This window comes from Pedobacter sp. CFBP9032 (assembly GCF_034045265.1).
Taxonomy (GTDB): Bacteria; Bacteroidota; Bacteroidia; order Sphingobacteriales; family Sphingobacteriaceae; genus Pedobacter.
In genome coordinates this window covers 474,858-495,419 of sequence record NZ_JAXCWE010000003.1, presented here as the reverse complement: position 1 = coordinate 495,419, position 20,562 = coordinate 474,858, and the positions used below count along the sequence as shown (strand labels likewise).

Below are 20,562 nucleotides of genomic sequence, written 5' to 3'. Positions count from 1 at the left end.
TCTGCATTGCCCATTTTAATTTATAACTTTTTAAATAGCTGGATTTAAAGATTATCCTTCATTAATGTGTCTGTGCATATATTCCTCAACATTGATCAGGTCATTATCAACTTGTTCTTTCGCAGTCATAGAATTATAGTGAAGGGAATCTTCGTCAAATTCACTCAATAGCGTCACTTTTAATTCTTCCTCTCCAGTGGTTGATTCAACAGTTTCACTTTGACCAACTATCGTACAGATACCTTCAATACCATCATGTACGAAACTGTATTTTACTTCGAACTTACTTTCATCAGTCATTGGTACTTCTGCGATCTCGGTATACTCGCGGTCTTCTACGGTTTCTAACCCTTGTTTCAATAATTTTATTGCCTGTTGTCTTTTATCTTCTGTCATTATTTAAGGTATTTGTTTAAACATTAACAGCAATCAACATACTAAGTTTTAAATTTAATAGCATTAGTCAAAATCAATAAAGAGCTAACCAGGAATTATAGATGCAATTGATTCGTTATCAATGATTTTTATAACGGCTACGATAAACTTTAAAAATTTCCTTTACTGGAATTGCCGAATTACCAAACTTTCTTCTTTTAGCCAGGGTTGTATTGATATGAATCTGACCGAAAATACCCCTATGTTACCCGCTACAAAAAGAAAGCTTTATTATTACCAACAGCAAGATATTGACTTACTTTTTAGTAAGCTTAGTGAACCCAAAAGCACACAAACCAGGTTATTGTATCAGCTATCTACTGGTGGAGGAAAAACAGTAATTTTTTCGGAGATTGCAAAACGCTTTATCCAGAGTTACGGTAAGAAAGTAATTGTACTTACCCACAGAACGGAGCTTTGCAAGCAAACCACAGCTGCTTTAAAGGCAAGTGGTGTAATGAATAGGGTAGTAAATAGTGGGGTGAAAAAGATTTCGAGAAAAGACACGTTCGAATGTTATGTAGCGATGGTGGAAACGCTGAAACACAGAATCGAAGACGGACTGATTAACACAGCTGATGTAGGATTGGTCATCGTAGATGAAGCACACCATAATTCGTTTCATAAACTACTGGGTAGATTTGAAAATGCTGCTGTTATCGGTGTAACAGCAACGCCTTTCTCTGCCAACATTGATTTACCTATGAATAAGTTTTATAATGAATTGATTATTGGTGAATCCATTTCTTCCTTAATTGAGCAAGGTTTCCTGGCGAAGCCAAAAATTTACGGATATGATGTAGAATTAAATACCCTGCGGACTGGAATTTCCGGAGATTTTACGGTGAGTACGTCAGATGAACTTTATGGTTCTCAGGTGATGCTGGATTTGCTTCTTCATGCCTATGAATCTCATTCCATCAAAAAGAAAACATTAATCTTTAACAATGGAATATTTACTTCGAAAAGAGTGTTAGAAGTATTTACGAATGCGGGTTATCCAATTCGCCACCTGGATAATAAAACTTCAGCTACCGAACGCGAAGAAATTTTAAAATGGTATAAGAAAACAAAGGGTGCCATTTTAACTTCTGTTTCCATCCTCACTACCGGGTTTGATGAGCCAAGCATTCAATCGGTTATGCTCTATCGCGCAACTACATCACTTACGCTTTATCATCAGATGATTGGAAGGGGTGCTAGGCGGCTAAATGGAAAGAAAACGTTTAATATTATAGATTTAGGCAACAATACCGAACGTTTTGGAGAATGGAATGCAGAGATCGATTGGAAGCATGTATTTGAAAATCCAGCTATATACCATGAAAGTCTTCATAAATCTACCAGTATAATTCATCAAATTTCCCCAGAATTACGTGCTAAGTTTCCGAACAGCCTGGAGGTCTCCTTTGATGTGTTGGAAGCCTATCAGACAGCTTTGGGAAGCGGGCAAAAAGCAAAAATTGTGATTCGCGATTCCATTCGTCAGCAGGTAATGATGTGTGTGGATAATAGCGGAACAACGGTAGAAGCGCTTCAGTTATGTAGTGAACTGGATAAAGAAATCGATTTTAGGATTAAGCAATATGGTAAATGCCTCGGCAAGGTGACTAAAAATTACCTGCAATGGTTAGGTGAAGATTATCGCAGCAGACTGCATAAAATGGTTTCTAAAATTATGGGTAAACGTGAAATGTTGCGTACCGCAGTTTAAAAAGATACGATGATAGTTTGCTATAATGAAAAGGGGTGGCAGGTGGTTACCCAACGGTCGCATGGACTTTTGGCTGGGCAAATTTGTGCCCGGTGGAAGCTTGATAATCAACCTGAGCGATGGGTAGACACTTTAATTGCAACAGCAGAGCACGATGATGTTTATAATGAATTTGAGCGCAATCCCTTAATCGACGATAAAGGTGCACCCATCAATTTTAAAATGACAGAATTTGAAGAGGAAGCATCGGCTAAACTAGTTGATATGGCCTTGACAAAAAGCAGGTTTATTGCTTTGCTGATCTCTCGACACATTGCCTTTACACATGGTGATGATCCAAAAGCAAAAGCATTCTTAACTAACCTTAAAAAGAACGAGCTAAAATGGATGGCAGAAGCAGGTACGGATCAGGCAGAAATAGATCAGGCCTATGAGTTGCTGGAGTTTTGCGATGCCTTTTCATTACTAATTTGTGAGGAACAGATACCGCCAGAAAACAGAAGGTTGGAGATCAGCAATGGTCCGGATGGTGAAGCTTATATGCTGTATCAATCTGGTGATTCGTTAATTGTAGAACCCTGGCCTTTTGAAGTAGACACTTTCGTGGTGAGTTACGAACAGCGGGAAATTAATGAACTGAAATTTAAAAGTGATGAAAGCTTTCGTCAGACCTTGAAAAATGCAGCGGTGAAATCAATTCGAATTAAAATTTCTAAAGCTTAACTAACATTGTTGAACCAGAAACAAAATTAGGTTTTTTAATCTTTCTAGCCTTCCATTCTTCAGTTGCTATATGCAGATTGTATCTGCTTTTTCAAAGGTAGTTATTTGCTCTCCAGCGGTATTTAGCAAACTATTGGTTCCTTTCTCTGCTGGTGAGTACATCCAAGGCGTTTTCTCTGGCTTCTTGCAGATGATCGTAATCTTGTTTTTTATGATCAGCAGTAATGTAAAACTATATATTGTCTGGCGATGTGTTTGTTAGCTTTTCAGGCAGTCCAAGCTTACTGATACCTAATTCAGAAACAATATTTGATTCCCTTTCGACTGCAGTTTTAGCATAGCTTTGCGTAGTTTATGCAAATGTAAAGACGTGCAGTAAGAAAATAAATGAAGATATAAGGAAAGCAGTTTTTGCATAATTGTTTAGATAGGGCGCAACGCCGTAGTTGATGATAGCATTGCTAAAATAACCCCTATATAGAAAAAAGATAACCTTTTTTAAAACATTACTCCCAATAGATTCTGTATTTAGACTGGTCTCAAACATGAATTAAAAAATCCAATTGCTGAAACTAGAAAAATATATATCATCTCATAAATCAGGTTTTACCTATTCAGATCTTTCGATATACTCATTGTCGCCTTCTTTTGGTATTTCCTCATCCTGACGGTGTTCACTTAAATCTCTGGAACTAATTATCTGCTGTTTAATGTTTTCAAAAGCAGGTTTTTCATTCAACAAATTAATTAATGCATCAATTTCTTCCGTGCTGGCTTGTATTTCTATTGTTATCATAGTTGCACAACAATTTCCAAATTAAATGGTTCTGAAAGGCCGCGTTGAATATTGAAAAAAGTGGGAAGTTTATGTGTAGAAGATTTCAGCTGGTACGCTTTAAATCCTGAACTTCCAGTTAACCTAAGTGTTTAAAACATAGTCACCGCATCTTTGTTTCATAGCCAAAGAAGTGACTTGGGCTATCCTAACCACTTACCTGGCTAAAATAAAACCATAAGCGATCTCATGAATGAACAATTCCAAAACATCCGCCCGATAGTGCAGGCTGAACACGCCAGCGTTTTGCAACTTTGGGAGGAATCGGTTAGGGCTAGTCATGATTTTATTACCGAAAAAGATATTGATCATTACAGGCAAATGATTACGGAAAGTTTGGAGAATCTCCATCTTTTTGCCGTCCATGAAGGAAATCAGATGCAGGGTTTTATTGCATTATCCAATTATAAAATCCAATTATTATTTGTGCATCCAAATGCTTTTAGGAAAGGTTTCGGTAAACGCCTGATTCAATTTGCTATTCAGGAACACCAAGCTTGGCTGGTAGATGTAAATGCCCAGAATGAGCAGGCGTTATCTTTTTACTTAAATCTGGGTTTTAAAGTTTATCATAAATTTCCCAACGATGGTGCAGGAAAACCATATCCGGTTTGGAGTTTACGACTCAAAAGAAACTTATCGGGCAGGCAAACCTGGAAAGGTTGGAGAAATATGTTTTCTTCACTTTTTAAAACTAAATAGACCATTTAAATATTATTATAAACTTAAAATAGCATAATTAATTTATGAAACTACTCTTCAGCATCCTTGCCTTAACCCAATTGGCAACAGCAAATCCAAACAGTTCCGCTCATCAAGATGATGAGGTAAAGGTTCCTGCTGCATTAAAAAAATATATCCCTGCGGGTTTCGAAGCCTTAAATGTTACCAAAGGCGATCTCAATCGTGATGCTTATCCCGATTTTATTCTGGTATTGAAGAAGAAGGGAGAGGAGAAAACATCAGATGTAATTGATCATCCGGAAAAAAGACCATTGCTTATTTTTTTAGGGCAGGCTGATCAGTCTTTCAAATTGGCAGCAAAAAGCAACAATAGTGTTTATTGTGTTGACTGTGGCGGGATGATGGGCGATCCATTTACGGGAATCAGCATTAAAAATGGCTATTTTTCTGTAGAACACTATGGCGGGAGCGGGCATCGATGGACCAGAATTGTAACCTTTAAATATTCACCTGCAGATAGGAATTGGTACCTATTTAAAGATGGCGGCGATCGTTTCCACGCCACTGCTCCTGAAGAGGTTAAAACGGAAGTTAAAACCGTTAAGAACTTCGGTAAAATTCCTTTTCAGAAATTTGATATTTACAAAGACGAACATTAAACCTATCTAAAAGAGAAATATATGATCAGCAAAATAATCGGCTGCATTTTATTATTGTTTGCCGCTCACCATACCTTCGCGCAAGATGAATTTAATGTAGAAGTGCCGAAAGACATCATTATTGTGAATAGCACCAAGGATTATAAAGTAGCTTTGGCAACTGCTAAAAAGGCATCAGCATCGCTTCATAAGAAATTAGACTTAAGAGGGTTAAACCCAAATGCGAAAATTGGCTTATCTATGAGTAAAGGCGATTGTATGGAAGATGCTGGTGGAGATGAAAATGGTTATCCTTGTTACCCTGCACGTGGTGATGGCGCTGCCAATAATGATGATTATATTTCTGTAGAGTATTCCAATGCGTATAAAGGATTTGCAAAAGGGTATTATATTGTGGTTGCGGCGATTATAGATGTAAAGTCGCTTGATATGAAGAATAAGCTGACCGCCATTAAGAAAAAATATCCTGATGCTTATGCAAAACGAACCTACATTTGGAGAGGATGTATGCACTAACTTAAGCAGGATACAAAGATATAGGTTAAGGCATAGATAAAGTTGGAATAAAGATTCACCGCTTTTGATTGAGTATGGTAAAATAAATTAATGAAGTAGTTTTATTTAATACTGAGTTAATATAGCGCTGTTAATTTTGTGGTAAATCTATTCTCCTAACAAGTTGTCTTTTAATCTGATCAATTTAAAACCTTTATGGTGAAGTACCAGTTCAAAAACGATTCATTGGAAGACCGAAGAATCTTCGATCAGATTTACGTTCATTATCATCAGCTTATTTACGCTAACATCTTCAAACTGATAAAAGATACTGCCATCGCAGAAGATATTCTTCAGGATGTATTCTTTGCACTTTGGGAAAACAGGGCGAAAATAGATCCGGAGCAATCGGTATCGGCATGGCTCTTCGTTGTGAGCTATAACAGGTCTGTTTCTTACCTCAGGAAGAAATTGAAGCAGGGCATTCAGTATGTAGATAGTTATGATCCTTTTCACGCGGTTGCGGAAGAAATTTTTCCAGATAAACGCCTGATCGAGGCTGAACTTAATATGCTGGAGGAGGCCATCAATGCATTGCCTCCGCAAAGGCAAAAGGTATTTAAGCTTTGCCGTTTCGAAGGTAAATCTCAAAAAGAAACTGCACAACTATTAGGGCTTTCGATAGAATCAGTAAAAGATTATCTTAAACAATCTAAAAATTTCATAAAAGAATACATCCTGTCTAAACATTCTTCTGGCGAAATGATCAGCATTCTGCTTTTGGTGATGATGATGAACCTTTAATTTACTTAACGGTAAGTTAATGTTTTCATAATACAGAATGGCACCCCCAAAATATAGTTCATAGCGTATTTATAATCAGATGAACGAAATTAAGGAACTGATTGCAAAATTCTGGGCAAAGCAAATAAATCCTGAAGAACAGCGCAAACTTTATGAACTGATCAACAAGGATTCAGTTGATTTAAAAAATGCATTGGAGCAGGAATTTGAAAGTGAAACCCATCTGCTTAAAGAAAAAATCTCGGAGAAACGTTTTCAAGATCTTTTAGAAAAGCTTCATGGCCGGATAGTCAGGCAGGAGCAAAAGCCACCGATGAAAACCCTCGTACTTTATCATTGGTTAAAATTAGTTGCCGCCATATTGGTGGTTGGATTAGGAATAGTTTTTTCTATCAACTGGCTGCAGACACATCAGAAACACGAAGTAACCGTAAGCAATTTACAGCCACCAATACAAACACTTCGCCAGCCCTATAATTCTGGAAAAACTAACATGAGGATCTTTCTGGCAGATGGTTCCATCGTAACCTTACAACCTGGAAGTTCATTAAGCTATTTCGAACCTTTTAATGGGAAAAACAGGAGCATCAGCATGGAAGGAGTAGTGACCTTTAAAGTAGCTAAAGATAAAAAACACCCTTTCATCGTAACTGCAAGAGGTTTTACCACAACTGCTTTAGGTACATCGTTTACCATTAACACCACCAAAAAAGATCGGATATTAGTGAATTTGCTGGAAGGAAAGGTAGTGGTTAAATCTACCTCAAAAAGTGGAATGGATTTAAAGGATGTTTACCTCATTCCCGGAGAGCAGCTCTACATCAATACCAGACAGAAAGAACAATTGGTAACTCACTTCAGCCCAGGTAGAAATTCTACTAAAGCGAAGCCAGCGGTAAAAACGCCCGTACCTGAACCCTTAATATTTAGTGAAGCACCATTGAATCTGGTTTTTGATCGCCTTGCCAAACTTTATCAGGTTCAGATCAGCTATGAAGGAATGGATGATGCTGATCTGCAGAAGCTATACTTTACCGGCACATTTAGTGGTACGGAAAAATTGGAAATAATGCTGCCAACCATCTGCAATATGAATGAATTAACCTATAAACGGAACGCCAACGAAATCATCATTAGCAAACTAAAATAATTTAACAATCAGTTTTTAAACAAACCAGCTATCCTGAAAATAGGATAAGTGGAACACTATTGCCTAATTTTTTAACTATATCATGCAAACAAACAAACTTAAAAAGACACTTAAAAGGTTAAATTGCTTTATCGCATTTTTACTGCTTCTTAACATGAATGCCTTCACGCTACAAGCACAGCAAACGGCTTCCGTAAAAGGGACTGTGGTTGATGAGAAAGGTGCAACCCTGCCTGGCGTATCCGTACTGATGATGGATCCTGCCACAAAAAAAACTGAAAATTCGGTTACAGATGCTAAAGGGATTTTTGTTTTCAATAACCTGAAAGGTGGCAATAGATATGATTTCACATTTAGTTATATTGGCTATGAGAAGAAAACCTCACCAGCTTTTTTGATTAATTCTGGTGCCAATAATTCCATCCTGATCAGAATGGAATCCAGTTCTTCTGGTTTAAACGATGTAGTTGTGGTGGGTTATGGCAGCCAGAAAAAAACCAAAATTACAGGAGCCATTTCCCAGGTAAAATCAGAAGAGCTTAACAAATACAGTGGAAGCAATTTTGCACAGCAACTTGCCGGAAAAGCGGCCGGTGTGGTTATTAACGATGCTTCGGCACAGCCAGGTACAGATCCTCAGATTGTGATTCGTGGCATTGGTACCCTTACCGCAGGTGTAAGTCCTTTAGTGGTTGTGGATGGTTTTCCACTATCAGAAGGAAGCTCCCTAAACACGGTTAATCCACAGGATATTGAAACGATCGATATTTTGAAAGACCCTGCATCGGCAGCAATTTACGGTTCGAGGGCAGCAAACGGAGTGATTTTGATTACTACTAAAAGCGGCAAATCAGGCAAGAATACAGTCTCATTCGATTTTTATACCGGGGCACAGCGCCGATCAGATGGTGTAGATCTGGTAGATGGCTACCAGTTTGCACAACTGAATACTGAAGCCCGCGATTGGGGTTATGTATCCAGAAATCCAGCGCTTAGAAATGTAGCTGATGATTATGCAACACGGGTTGCAAAGGGTGCAAATAAGAGAGATTTGAGACTGAACTATATTCAGCCCTACCTGAATAACCAGCCAGGTTTAAACAATACGGATTGGCTTGATGAAATTTTCCGTACAGCCCCCATCAGCAGTTACAATGTTGCAGTTTCGGGCGGGAATGAAAAATCGAAGTATTATTTTTCTGGTAATTATTTTGATCAGGATGGAATTGTGGTGGGAACTGGCTTAAAACGGTACAGCATGTCGTTTAAATTTGATACAAAAATTTCCAAATCTTTTGATATCGGATTAAACGTTAATCCGAGTTACAATACGCAGAAATTTTTTCAGAACGATGCCAGCAGGAGCAGTGATGCAATTGGTTCTGCACTGATTATGTATCCTTTCTTCCCTGCAAGAAATGCCGATGGCTCTTTAGCCATCAGTCAGCAAATTACAGCCAATACTGCAGAAGATGGAGCGCTGGGAGAAAATCCGGTGGCCATTATGGAAAAAACAAAATTCAACAAAAATCTGTTCCGCACTTTTGGAAATGCCTATGTTAATTTTAAACCTGTAGACGGACTAACTTTTAAATCGTTGATTGGTGGAGATTACAGCAGTAATTTTGTAGATTTCTTTACACCATCTGATGTTGGCGAATACCGCACCGCGACACCAAAGCCTGCAAGAGCCAGTGAAACAAAAGGTTCGGTGATCAATTACCTTTGGGAGAATACCTTAAATTATGACAAGACTTTTGGTAAACACGACTTTAACATATTAGCCGGAACAACTTTTCAAAAAGAATCGGGTAACAGTACAGTAGTTTCCGGAACGGGAATACCCGATAACAACATCGATAATATTGCAGGTGCTTCTTCTTTTGCTGTGGTGCCAAGCCGATACGTTTGGACACAATTGTCTTATCTGGCCAGGTTGCAATATGCTTATGCAAATAAATATTTATTCTCTGCAGCCATTAGAAGAGATGGTTCTTCGAGATTTGGGCAAGATGCAAAATGGGGTAATTTCCCTTCGCTAACCGCTGGATGGATTGTAAACCGGGAAGACTTTTTCCCAAAAACCAGCTGGATAGACTTGCTCAAATTACGGGCAACGTATGGTAAAGCAGGGAATAATCAAATCGGTAATTATAGTTCCTTCGCTTTGGCAAATCCGTTAAATTATGTAAGTGGTGCAACATTGCTACCAGGTTTTGCAGCAGTAAACCCTACTAATAGTACACTTTCCTGGGAAACCAAAACATCCTATAATTTTGGATTCGATTTGGGTTTCTTAAAAGTCTTAAATCTCTCTGCCAATTACTATTCTATGGTTACATCTGATTTATTACTACAGGTTCCGGTACCGGCACAATCTGGTTATGATAGTGCATTGCAAAATGTAGGTCGGGCCAGTAATAAGGGTTTTGAGCTGGAATTATCTGGCAATAATATTAAGCTAGGACCTCTAAGCTGGAACTTTGGTGCCAATATTGCCACCAATAAAAATAATGTGCTCGAACTTGGTCCGGGGCAGAATCAGATTGTTACTGGTTCTAATAGTGCGTTTAGAACAAAGGTAGGTGGACCCATTGCAGAACTCTATGGTTATAACGTAACAGGAATTTATAAAAATCAAGGCCAGATAGATAGTAGCCCGCATATTACAGGTACCTTATTAGGTGATTATATTGTGCAGGATGTAAACAATGACGGCAAAATAACGCCTGATGACCGCATGGGCTTTGGTACGTACGCACCGAAGATTACTTACGGATTTAATAGCAGTTTTGCTTATAAAAGCTTGGAATTAAGTTTCTCCATCAATGGCATTTCCGGAAGAAAAATCTACGATAATGGTTTGTTAAATATGGAATCTGGCGAAGGCTTCTCTATGGCAGATCAGTATTACTTCGAAAACCGATACCATCCGGTAAATAATCCAAATGGATTTTTGGCCCAGCCGAATACGAATTATTCCGCCAACAGATTAAATACCAATGCCTCTAGTGTCTTCTTCCAGAAAGCAGATTATATCCGGTTGCGCAATGTTCAGTTCACCTATAATTTTTCATCCAATTTACTTTCTAAGCTAAAAATATCCAGAGCAAGTGTATATGTAACTGGTAATAACCTGCTCACCATTACCAGTTTCCGCGGTTTTAATCCAGATGCCACAAGCGATAATGTGCTTACATCCGGGTATTCATATTCTAATTACCCGGTGGCCAGATCTTTTGTAGCAGGCTTTAACCTAACTTTTTAACGTCATGTATTTCAATATCAATCAAATGAAAAAAATAATTAATAAAATTGGGTATGCCGGAAGCCTGCTTTGCCTTCTGGCTCTTGCTTCCTGTACAAAAGAACTAAATCAGCAGCCCATCACTTCTAAATCTCTGGGTAATTTTCTAAACACAGAAACTGAGGTGGAAGAATATATCAATGCCGTATATGGTACTTTACAGTCGAACGGACTTTACGGGCTTTATTTGCCTGCTATCGGAGAAATTCCGTCAGATAATACATTTGATGAAGTACCTGCAAATGATGGTGGGATGTATGGTCAACTTGATCAGTTTACCACCGTTGCCTCCAATGGTATGCTTTCAGATTTTTGGAAAAATTCATATCAGGGTATTCAACGTGCCAATACCGTTTTAAACAGGGTTGATGGAATTTCTTACAGCGTTTCTGCAAATAAGCAAGCCAGAAAGGGCGAGATGCACTTCATCCGGGCGCTGCTCTATTTTAACCTGGTAAGGGTTTTCGGTGATGTTCCGTTGGTAACCAAAGAAACCAGCAATCCAAATGAGTTTTTTGGTCAAGGCCGCAGCAGTAAAGATTTAATATACACGCAGATCACTACAGATTTAGCCAGCGCCATCCAGGAATTACCTGTAAATACCAATACACCAGGAAAAGCCATTAAAACTGCTGCTCAGTCGCTCCTTGGAAAAGTATACCTTACGCTGGGTAAGTTTAGCGAAAGTAAAGCGGTACTGGCCGATGTGGTAGCTTCCGGAAAACACCAGTTATTAAATGATCCGGCAGATATTTTTGCGTTAAACAATAAGAACAACAATGAAATTATTTTTGCTGTTCAATTTGCTTCCGGCCTAAATGGAAATAGCGAAGGAAGTTCTGCCTATCAGCAATTTAGTCCATCAGGCAGTATTAGTGGTGCTAAGGGACATAATCTACCCACTAAAAGTTTTTATCAGCTCTATAGTGCTGGCGATAAACGTAAAACTGCTTATGTCGGGCTTACCAGCGCTGGTACACCGTTTTCAATCAAGTTGAAAGCATCTACAACTACACCTGTTGATGGAGGAAGTAATTTCGTGGTGCTACGTTATGCCGATGTATTGCTAATGCTGGCAGAGACAGAAAATGAATTGGGTAATGCACAAAATGCGAAAAACGCATTGAATTTAGTCCGTAAAAGGGCTGGCCTGGTTGATATTACACTTCAAAGCCAAACAGAAATCCGCGCAGCCATTATGCTGGAGAGAAGATTAGAACTTATTGGTGAAGGAGATCGTTGGTTCGATTTATTGCGAACAAATACGGCTGTTCCGGTGATGAATGCATGGTTCGCCTCACAAAATATAACTACTAGAATTGCAGACCGCGATCTTTTGCAACCCATTCCACAAGATCAGATAGATACAGACCCATCCATCAAACAAAATCCATAATCTTAAAACAATATTAAAATGAAAAAAGTTATTCTGCAGCTATCGTTCATGCTGATCTCCCTGAGCGGGTTTGCTCAATCTAAACCGGAGTTAAATCTTAACCAGGTCTTTAATCCTAATAGTAAAATGGTATTGGTAACAGCGCACCGCGGCGACTGGCGCAATACCCCGGAAAATTCTATTCAAGCACTTAAAAACTGCATCGCAATGGGAGTGGATATCATGGAACTGGATTTAAAAAAGACAAAAGATGGATATCTGGTAATTATGCATGACCGGGATATCGACCGGACAACTACTGGTAAAGGTGATGTTGCTGATTATACCCTGGCAGAAATTCAAAAATTTTACCTCCGTTCCGGCTCAGGGCATCCCACTAAACATCAAATACCCACTTTTAAAGAAATACTCAGCATTGCAAAAGATCACATTATTATAGATGTAGATAAAGGTTATGATTATTACCCACAGGTAATTAAGGAACTTCGGGAAGCCGGAATGATTAGGCAAGCCATTGTGAATGTAAAAGGCAGTACCCCTCTTACCACAATTGAACAGGAGCAAGGTAAAATTGATGATGATATTACCATTATGCCTATTGTTGATATGAAAAGGCCCGATGCTTTACAAATAATAAATAGTTATAAGCCGCATAAGCGTACGGTGTTACAGGCTAATTTTAATACGGATACTTTGGCCATTTTAAAACACCTGGAAGCATTTAGATCAAATTATGGCCTTTGGATTAATAGTTTATGGCCTGAACAAAATGGAGGTCATGATGATGACCAGGCAGTGGAAGAAAATAAAAAAGATGAAACCTGGGGTTGGTTAGTAAAGCAAAAGGCAAATATGATCCAGACCGACCGGCCAAAAGAACTCATAGAATACTTAAAGACGAAAAAGTTGCATCTTTAAATGAAGCAATATTCATTTGATGAATTGAAACTATAGATGATGAATTAATCTCCTATAGATAACTTAAGATTCACCACAGGAGATCTGCGCTAGCACTAGAAACCAGGCAATAAGTTAAAAATAATAGACTTGGAGCGCGTTTGGATTGGGAAAGAGAAACAGGCAATGGGTTGAACATATTTCTTCATATTGTACCTTATTTGATACGAAATGTTAAGCTTTTAGTAAAAAATGTATGTGCAGATTGACAGAATAAATAATCATCCTGCCTAAAAGTAATTAATAGGATCTGACTGTAGGTAAATGTTTATTTTTCAGCTATTTGCATCCTGGTATAGTGTTTTGTGATCTGTTTTTGTATTTCTAGGAATACTAAATCGAATATTTAAAAAAGGTGATTTCTTCAGGTAATATTACCCTTAATGATTTACAGCATGTCTCGGGCATCATAATTGATCTTTCCAACCCGTTAGAATTAAATCAACGGGACGATTTAGATTCACAATGAAATGTATTAAAACGTTAGTACATTTCCTATCTTCAAATATCCGGATAGGTAGCTGATGATAGATAAAACCTTGCAATTTTGCAAGGTTTTATTGTTTAATATGTTTTGCATCGAAACAGCAGCATTGATGTCTCTTATCAAACAGGTTTTACTGTATAAAATGATTTTGAGAAGGTTGCTACTTCGATAGCCAAATCGAATAAATAAAAATAGAGATACACCATGAAAGGAGTCAAAAAAGAAAATTTACCGAGTAAAGTTTGTCCCGTTTGCAAACGCCCTTTCACTTGGCGAAAGAAATGGGAAAACAACTGGGATACCGTTATTTACTGCAGTAAAAAATGTGCAAATACAAAAAGAAGTAATTAAGTCAGAATTTTAAGCAGGTAAAAGTATTGGCCTTAGTGTTGCTGAAATTTGCAGAACGCAAATATTCAAATGATTGATATGATCTAACTTTTATATGTTAAAGTTTAAAAAAGAAAAACGCCACAATCAGATTTTAACTAAGTGTGGCGCTTGTATTTATTTACAATGATTTTAACCATGTAATTACCTCATCACGGGTTTTTCCGGTTTTTTGTTGAATTCTTCCATAAAGCTCATCATCTTTACCTTCTTCATGTTTCAGATCATCGTCAGTAAAGTCACCATAAGCTTGTTTTACTTTTCCTTTGAGCTCATTCCATGCTCCTTTTAATTCTAGCTTGTCCATAGTATTATATTTAAGTTTCGTTGAGTAATAAACACGATGTGCCATGTTATGTTTTTAATTGCTTAAAAAACATACTCCATTTTGCGCTAATTAATTGACCAGGTTGATTAAAGTAGCCTGAGTTTTAAAGCTGTTTTAGGATTTAAGCAATATCGGTAGGCAATGCTGGTTCACTAGCCGCTATTAAACAACTATTTAGTTTTTTTATTCATTAAAAACTAAATCCTTCTTTTTTAGTTAATCTATCTATTCGTCTGCATTTTCTACCGGGAAAAGGCATGGCATTTGTAAATCAACCAAAATGGATTATTCTATTAGTGAACGAAATCCATTGAGTATAAATCAGTAGGACAGATTAAATAGACAAATGAATATACCTGATAGAGAGAAGTTTCCATTCTCCAATAATGATGTTAGCCAGGATTTTGAATTGCTCATCAGAGCGATAGATGCTTCTGTTTCCGGCATTATCATCACCGACAATCGCGAACCAGATAACCCGATTATTTACTGTAACAGCGCTTTCGAAAAAATCAGTGGTTATACCAGATCTGAAATTATTGGTCATAATTGTAGATTTTTGCAACGCGAAGACCGTTCACAAACTGAAAGAGCAATAATTCGTGAAGCAGTATCGCAAGGAAAAGGCTGTACAATAGAAATCCGCAATTACCGTAAAAATGGTGATCTTTTCTGGAACGAACTTTTCATTTCGCCGGTTATTGATGATCATAACAACGTTACCCATTTTATTGGCGTTCAAAATGATATTACCAAACGCAAAAAAATAGAACAAGATTTCAGACAGCAGCAGGAATCTATGGAAAGGCAGATTGCAGATCGTACCCGTAACCTTCGGGAAAGCGAACTTTTTCTATCCAGTATTATTCAAACCGTACGTGAAAGTCTTCTTGTTTTAGATCCTGATTTTTGTGTAGTTAGTGCAAATGATCACTTCATTAAAACTTTTAAAGTAACATCCGAGGAAACAGTCGGCACCAATTTATATGAATTGGGAAACCATCAATGGGATATTCCAAAACTCAGGGAGTTGTTAGTCGATATTTTGCCCACCAATAACCCGGTAGAAGATTTTGAGGTAGAGCACGATTTTCCGCATATTGGCAGAAAGCTAATGCTGTTAAATGCTTACCGTATAGAGCTCGAAGGGCAGTTTAAGGACCAGATTCTCCTGGCCATCGAAGACATAACAGAGAAAAGAGAAATTGAACGCAGGAAAGATGATTTCCTTTCCATTGCGAGCCACGAACTTAAAACCCCGCTCACGACCATTAAAGGATATGTGCAAGCCATGGAGCGGATGATACCAGATAATGCAAGCGATCGGTTTAAAAATATGCTGGGTAAAACTTCCCAATATCTGGATCGTTTAAACAACCTGATTGCCGAACTGCTGGATGTTTCCCGAATCCAGACCGGTAATATCGAATTGCATAAAATACCTTTTGATTTTGATAAAATGGTGAAGGAAACGGTAGATGCCATTCAATCTGCGTCGGTTAACCATAAGATCCTGATTACCGGACACTCTGGTATTTCTGTTTCTGCAGATGAATCTCATATTATTCAGGTACTTAATAACCTGCTATCAAATGCCATAAAATATGCTCCAGAAGCAGATCAGGTATATGTTCATATCTCGAAAGTGAGCGAATTTGTAAAGGTGTCAGTTACCGATGAGGGAATGGGAATCAGTTCAGAAGACCAGAAAAAAATCTTTGAGCGCTTCTTCCGTGCCGGAGAAATTCAGCAACGTTTCCCAGGAATGGGCATCGGCTTATATATCTGTGAACAAATTATAAAAAACCATAACGGAACACTTTGGGTAGAAAGTGAAAAAGGCAAGGGATCTACTTTCAGTTTTACACTACCAATCAATACCAATAATTAGAGCCTAATGAACGAGACGAAGAAAATTTTAATATGTGACGACGACGAGGGAATATTAGATATGCTGGAAATGGTATTCGAAGATTCTCCATATACTATAATTGCTGAACAAAATAGCCTGAATGTAAAGGGTTTAGTAGAAAGCCAATCTCCGGATCTTGTTGTACTTGATTTATGGATGCCAGTATTATCAGGAGATCAGGTATTAAAAATACTCCGTAAAAATCCTTCAACAGAAGATCTTCCGGTTATCATTATTTCTGCCAGTAGAGAAGGTCAGCAGATTGCTTCAAAAGCGGGTGCATCAGGCTACATATCCAAACCATTTGATTTTGATGAGTTAATGAATATGGTAGACCGTTTAATTAATCAAAACTAGGATTGAACTGCAATAGACTTTGTTAAAGAAAATATAATTTTTTAAAATAGTATATAGGAAGAAAAGATGAAATCAGTGATACAGGAGGAAGACTATAAAGCAAAGTACATACAAAGTGAAGACCGTTTTAGAACGATATTTTCCCTGACCTCTGCCGCCACAAAGATTATCGATGAAAATTTGGTGATTATTGAAGTGAATGATGCCTTAACGGATCTTTTGGGATACACGAGAGCAGAAATTTGTGGTAAGAAGATTATGGATTTTGCCTGTAAACAACATATAGCATCCTGGGAAAATCTTCAGCATGAAATGTGGTTTCGTGGTAAACCGTTTTTTAAACTAGAGGCCTGCTTAAAAACGAAAGGCGGCGGCATTGTATGGGTTCATGTAACCACAATTGTTTTTAGTGATGGTAATAAACGCTTTGCTTATACCGTACTGGATGATTATACCTTCATGAAAAGTTACCAGGAAAGTGAGAAACGCCTGAACATGTCATTACAGTATTCGCGTATGGCCGTTTTTGAGTTGAACCTGGAGAGTGGAGAGGTGATTCATTCTGAAGGGCTTAATGAAATAATTGGTTTAAAAGCTGCTGATATAAAGCTTGATGTGAAGTTATTAATTGCAAGGTTTATTGAAGAAGATGCGACTGAAATCGAGACCTTATTGAATAACATACCTGTTAACGGATCTATTGATTTTGTAGGCAGAGTAAAAATTGCACCAAATGTGCTCAAGTGGGTTCATTTACAGGGACGTATGGAGCCAGGTGAAAATACCGCGCATAAACTTTTGGGAACTGTTCAGGATGTAAGCAAAGAAAAGAAAGCAGATCAATACAAAGATGATTTTATTAGCATTGCAAGTCATGAACTTCGTACGCCTATCACTATTTTGAGTGGCACACTTCAGTTACTGGAACGAAACAAACCTAAAGGAGATCCAAAGTTAGCAGGCCTGATTGATCAGGCTAATAAGGGACTAAAGAAAGTAACCACCTTAATTGAGGATTTATTGAACGCCAGCAAAATGAATGAAGGCCAGCTACACTTAAACAAGAAGCCCTTTAATATTGTAGATGCTGTTAATGAATGTTGTGCCCACATTAACCGGGAAGGAATTTACAAAATTATAATAGAAGGTGATCTTTTCGCAGACATTATTGGCGATTCTGATCGGATTCAGCAAGTGATCATCAACTTCATAAACAATGCAATAAAGTATGCGCCCGATGAAAAAATCATCCGTGTAAAGGCACTTGATCTGGGAGACGCCATTAAAATTTCGGTTATTGATTCCGGGCCCGGAATAGAGTATGAAAAAGCTGCTCACCTCTTTGATCGCTATTACCGGGTAGATGCCAAAGGAAGTCAATATTCCGGGTTAGGACTTGGCCTTTACATTTCTGCCGAGATCATCAAAAAACATGATGGTAAAATTGGCGTAACAAGCGATTATGGTGAAGGAAGCGAATTTTGGTTTATTCTTCCAAAATAGTAGCTATTCAGGACTTTTATTTGGACACCTTGGTCTTTTGCCAAAACACTATTGATTAAAATAAATGAAGGTAGCTCAGCGTTGATAGAGATGGTTTTATATTTTTAAATCGAAATACTTAAATACAGATGCTTTTAAATAAGAGAATTCCCGCGAGCTATATCCTAAAGAAGATAAAACTAGAAGTGCTTTATGTACTTATAATTGGTTTATTGGTAAATTACCTTACCGGAGAATATAAAAATCTGATTCCGGAAATGCCTATCGCCATTCCAACATTTATTGGAACGGCCATTTCAGTGATTTTGTCCTTTAAAATCAACCAATCGTACGATAGATGGTGGGAAGCCCGTAAAGTTTGGGGTAGTATAGTGAATGATAGCCGAAGTTTTGTTTTACAGCTTCAATCATTTGTATCTGCAGAGAAGCGTGATGAAATAAAAGAAATCGCTTACAGGCATATTGCGTGGTGTTTTAGTCTCGGACAGAGTTTACGTGGAAACGATCCGCTGGAAAACCTAGATCGTTTTATCAGCGAAAAAGATATAAAAAGTATCAGTAAACATAGTAACAAGCCACTCGCACTACTACAGCTAAATACGCTGCAGATTGCCGCACTAAGGGAAAGAGGTGCGCTGGAATTGTTTAGCCATGTACAGATTAACAGCACATTAGTGAACTTTTCAAACGAGATGGGGATGGCTGAGCGTATAAAAAGCACCGTGTTTCCAACCACTTACCGCCTGTTTCTTCATTTCTTTATCTATATTTTTGTGGTTACACTTTCCATCGCATTGCGGAATATAGACAGCTTTTTTGAGATCCCTTTATTATTGGTAATCTCGTCTGCATTCTTTTTATTGGAAAAATCAGCTTCGCACCTACAAGATCCTTTCAATAACAAGCCAACAGATACAGCGGTGACCACTATCGCCACAAATATTGAAATCAACATTAAACAAATGCTTGATGAAAATGATGTGCCAGCTCCATTACCGCCTGCTAGCTATTATGCCGTTTAGTCATTCTTATCTTTTCATTTCATTATTCTCGTTCATTTATCTAAACTCTAGGATAATCAAATAAGACTGTTTTTTAATTAATATGGAGGTTCGGGCGCTGAGTAGATGGATCATCAGTAATGAAACAAGAGTAAAAAATAAAAAAAAACGTTATTTGGACGTTTATAAATTTTATCATTATATTTGAGAGTACCTTACAAGATTGCTTTTAAAAATCTGGTTCTAAAACCGATTTTATATAGTTGTTTAGAAAAGGGCTAACCAAATATATCGCTATGAAATTAACGTTCGTTTTGATCGCAATGCAAGTTTTTGCGTTTGAATTTGTATATGCACAGTCTGCCGAAACCAAAGGTGCTGAAACGATTCAAACCTCCTTCCAAACTTCTGGAAATCCATTATTTAAACATAAATATACCGCAGATCCTGCTGCTTTAATAGTTGGTGATACTTTTTACATCTACGCAGGTCAGGATACTGGAGAAGGAAAAGGTTACGAGATGCCTAACTGGCTTGTTTTTTCTTCAAAAGATCTTATCAACTGGACTGAACATCCAATTCCACTCCGAAACAAAGATTTCAGCTGGTCTGTTGGGCAAACCTCCTGGGCATCGCAGGTAATTGCCCGCAATGGTAAATACTATTTTTATGTTTCCACAGAACATAAAAATGAAAATGGAAAAAAAGGAAAGGCAATAGGAGTTGCCGTTGCAGATAGCGCTGTTGGTCCGTTTAAAGACGCGATAGGTACAGCACTCATCACTAATGAGATGACTACCAAATGGACAAACATTAGCTGGGATGATATTGATCCTACCGTTTTTATTGATGACGATGGACAAGCTTATCTATTCTGGGGCAATACCCAATGCTACTACATCAAACTTAAGGAAAACATGGTCGAAACCGAAGGTGAAATCATGCCTGTTAATTTATCGAAATTTACAGAGGCACCTTGGGTACACAAAAGAGGTAAATCGTACTATTTATCCTATGCAACCGGGTTTCCTGAGAAAACAGCTTACGCCATGAGCAACAATATTAACGGACCATGGGAATACAAAGGAATTTTAAACGAACTGGCTGGTAACAGCAATACCAACCATCAGGCAATTGTACAGTTCAAGGGGAATTGGTATTTTATTTACCATAACGGGGGGATAGAAACAGGCGGGGGGAGTTACAGGCGATCAGTGTCTATCGATCACCTATACTATAATAAAGACGGTACCATGAAGCGTGTTCAAATGACTTCAGAAGGATTGTGGGGAAAGGCAAAGTAACCGAAGTTATAGACCAAAGTAACTAATTGGTCTTTTAACAAGCTTTGCATCAGTTTTACAGTGTATTGTCATTGAGTTGCATGCTGTCACTTTAACCGTGCCTTAATAAAATAGGCATGGG

19 protein-coding genes are annotated in these 20,562 nt (G+C 37.9%); 16 read left to right on the top strand and 3 right to left on the bottom strand.

The features are described from left to right. Positions 1–51 precede the first annotated feature (51 nt). Entirely contained in the window at positions 52–360 is a 309-nt protein-coding gene (locus SOM16_RS08700) for a hypothetical protein (RefSeq protein WP_320463608.1), read from the bottom strand. Between the two features lie 157 nt (positions 361–517). Here SOM16_RS08700 and SOM16_RS08695 point away from each other — a divergent pair, with 157 nt between their 5' ends. Next, complete coding sequence (locus SOM16_RS08695; protein ID WP_320463607.1) at positions 518–2,149, top strand: DEAD/DEAH box helicase; 1,632 nt, start codon at positions 518–520, stop codon at positions 2,147–2,149. Between the two features lie 9 nt (positions 2,150–2,158). Further along, positions 2,159–2,872 carry a DUF3891 family protein gene (locus SOM16_RS08690; RefSeq protein WP_320463606.1) on the top strand — a complete coding sequence of 238 codons (714 nt, stop codon included), beginning with the start codon at positions 2,159–2,161 and terminating at the stop codon, positions 2,870–2,872. Positions 2,873–3,482: 610 nt separating this feature from the next. On the opposite strand, the gene SOM16_RS08685 is transcribed toward SOM16_RS08690, so the two are convergent. After that, positions 3,483–3,668, bottom strand: coding sequence for a hypothetical protein (locus SOM16_RS08685; RefSeq protein ID WP_320463605.1), 186 nt, complete (start codon positions 3,666–3,668; stop codon positions 3,483–3,485). Between the two features lie 228 nt (positions 3,669–3,896). Here SOM16_RS08685 and SOM16_RS08680 point away from each other — a divergent pair, with 228 nt between their 5' ends. The 9 genes from SOM16_RS08680 to SOM16_RS08640 all read left to right on the top strand — a co-directional run bounded on the left by SOM16_RS08680 (position 3,897) and on the right by SOM16_RS08640 (position 13,997). Further along, a complete protein-coding gene (locus SOM16_RS08680; RefSeq protein ID WP_320463604.1) occupies positions 3,897–4,409 on the top strand; it encodes a GNAT family N-acetyltransferase in 513 nt (170 codons plus the stop codon). Positions 4,410–4,453: 44 nt separating this feature from the next. After that, complete coding sequence (locus SOM16_RS08675; protein ID WP_320463603.1) at positions 4,454–5,050, top strand: hypothetical protein; 597 nt, start codon at positions 4,454–4,456, stop codon at positions 5,048–5,050. A gap of 21 nt (positions 5,051–5,071) precedes the next feature. Further along, positions 5,072–5,566: a hypothetical protein gene (locus SOM16_RS08670; protein ID WP_320463602.1), complete on the top strand. Its 495-nt coding sequence runs from the start codon at positions 5,072–5,074 to the stop codon at positions 5,564–5,566. A 195-nt stretch (positions 5,567–5,761) separates the two neighbouring features. Further along, complete coding sequence (locus tag SOM16_RS08665; protein WP_320463601.1) at positions 5,762–6,349, top strand: sigma-70 family RNA polymerase sigma factor; 588 nt, start codon at positions 5,762–5,764, stop codon at positions 6,347–6,349. 79 nt (positions 6,350–6,428) lie between these two features. Continuing rightward, entirely contained in the window at positions 6,429–7,499 is a 1,071-nt protein-coding gene (locus tag SOM16_RS08660; protein WP_320463600.1) for a FecR family protein, read from the top strand. Positions 7,500–7,581: 82 nt separating this feature from the next. After that, positions 7,582–10,767 carry a TonB-dependent receptor gene (locus SOM16_RS08655; protein WP_320463599.1) on the top strand — a complete coding sequence of 1,062 codons (3,186 nt, stop codon included), beginning with the start codon at positions 7,582–7,584 and terminating at the stop codon, positions 10,765–10,767. 25 nt (positions 10,768–10,792) lie between these two features. Continuing rightward, complete coding sequence (locus SOM16_RS08650; protein WP_320463598.1) at positions 10,793–12,202, top strand: RagB/SusD family nutrient uptake outer membrane protein; 1,410 nt, start codon at positions 10,793–10,795, stop codon at positions 12,200–12,202. Between the two features lie 18 nt (positions 12,203–12,220). Then, a complete protein-coding gene (locus tag SOM16_RS08645; RefSeq protein ID WP_320463597.1) occupies positions 12,221–13,120 on the top strand; it encodes a glycerophosphodiester phosphodiesterase family protein in 900 nt (299 codons plus the stop codon). Positions 13,121–13,850: 730 nt separating this feature from the next. Continuing rightward, positions 13,851–13,997 (top strand): DUF2256 domain-containing protein, encoded by a 147-nt coding sequence (locus SOM16_RS08640; protein WP_320463596.1) that lies wholly within the window; start codon positions 13,851–13,853, stop codon positions 13,995–13,997. Positions 13,998–14,157: 160 nt separating this feature from the next. Here SOM16_RS08640 and SOM16_RS08635 read toward each other — a convergent pair whose 3' ends face one another. Next, the gene (locus SOM16_RS08635; protein WP_154280704.1) at positions 14,158–14,343 is read right to left on the bottom strand and encodes a CsbD family protein; all 186 of its coding nucleotides are present in this window, start codon (positions 14,341–14,343) and stop codon (positions 14,158–14,160) included. Positions 14,344–14,710: 367 nt separating this feature from the next. Between SOM16_RS08635 and SOM16_RS08630 the strand changes: the two genes are divergently transcribed. From SOM16_RS08630 to SOM16_RS08610, 5 genes are all read left to right on the top strand, one after another. Further along, positions 14,711–16,255, top strand: coding sequence for a PAS domain-containing sensor histidine kinase (locus SOM16_RS08630; RefSeq protein ID WP_320463595.1), 1,545 nt, complete (start codon positions 14,711–14,713; stop codon positions 16,253–16,255). Positions 16,256–16,261: 6 nt separating this feature from the next. Further along, positions 16,262–16,633, top strand: coding sequence for a response regulator (locus SOM16_RS08625; protein WP_320463594.1), 372 nt, complete (start codon positions 16,262–16,264; stop codon positions 16,631–16,633). Positions 16,634–16,699: 66 nt separating this feature from the next. Then, positions 16,700–18,136, top strand: coding sequence for a PAS domain-containing sensor histidine kinase (locus SOM16_RS08620; RefSeq protein WP_320463593.1), 1,437 nt, complete (start codon positions 16,700–16,702; stop codon positions 18,134–18,136). A gap of 128 nt (positions 18,137–18,264) precedes the next feature. Next, a complete protein-coding gene (locus SOM16_RS08615; protein ID WP_320463592.1) occupies positions 18,265–19,158 on the top strand; it encodes a bestrophin family protein in 894 nt (297 codons plus the stop codon). Between the two features lie 275 nt (positions 19,159–19,433). Then, the gene (locus SOM16_RS08610) at positions 19,434–20,441 is read left to right on the top strand and encodes a glycoside hydrolase family 43 protein (protein WP_320463591.1); all 1,008 of its coding nucleotides are present in this window, start codon (positions 19,434–19,436) and stop codon (positions 20,439–20,441) included. The last annotated feature ends 121 nt before the right edge of the window (positions 20,442–20,562 follow it).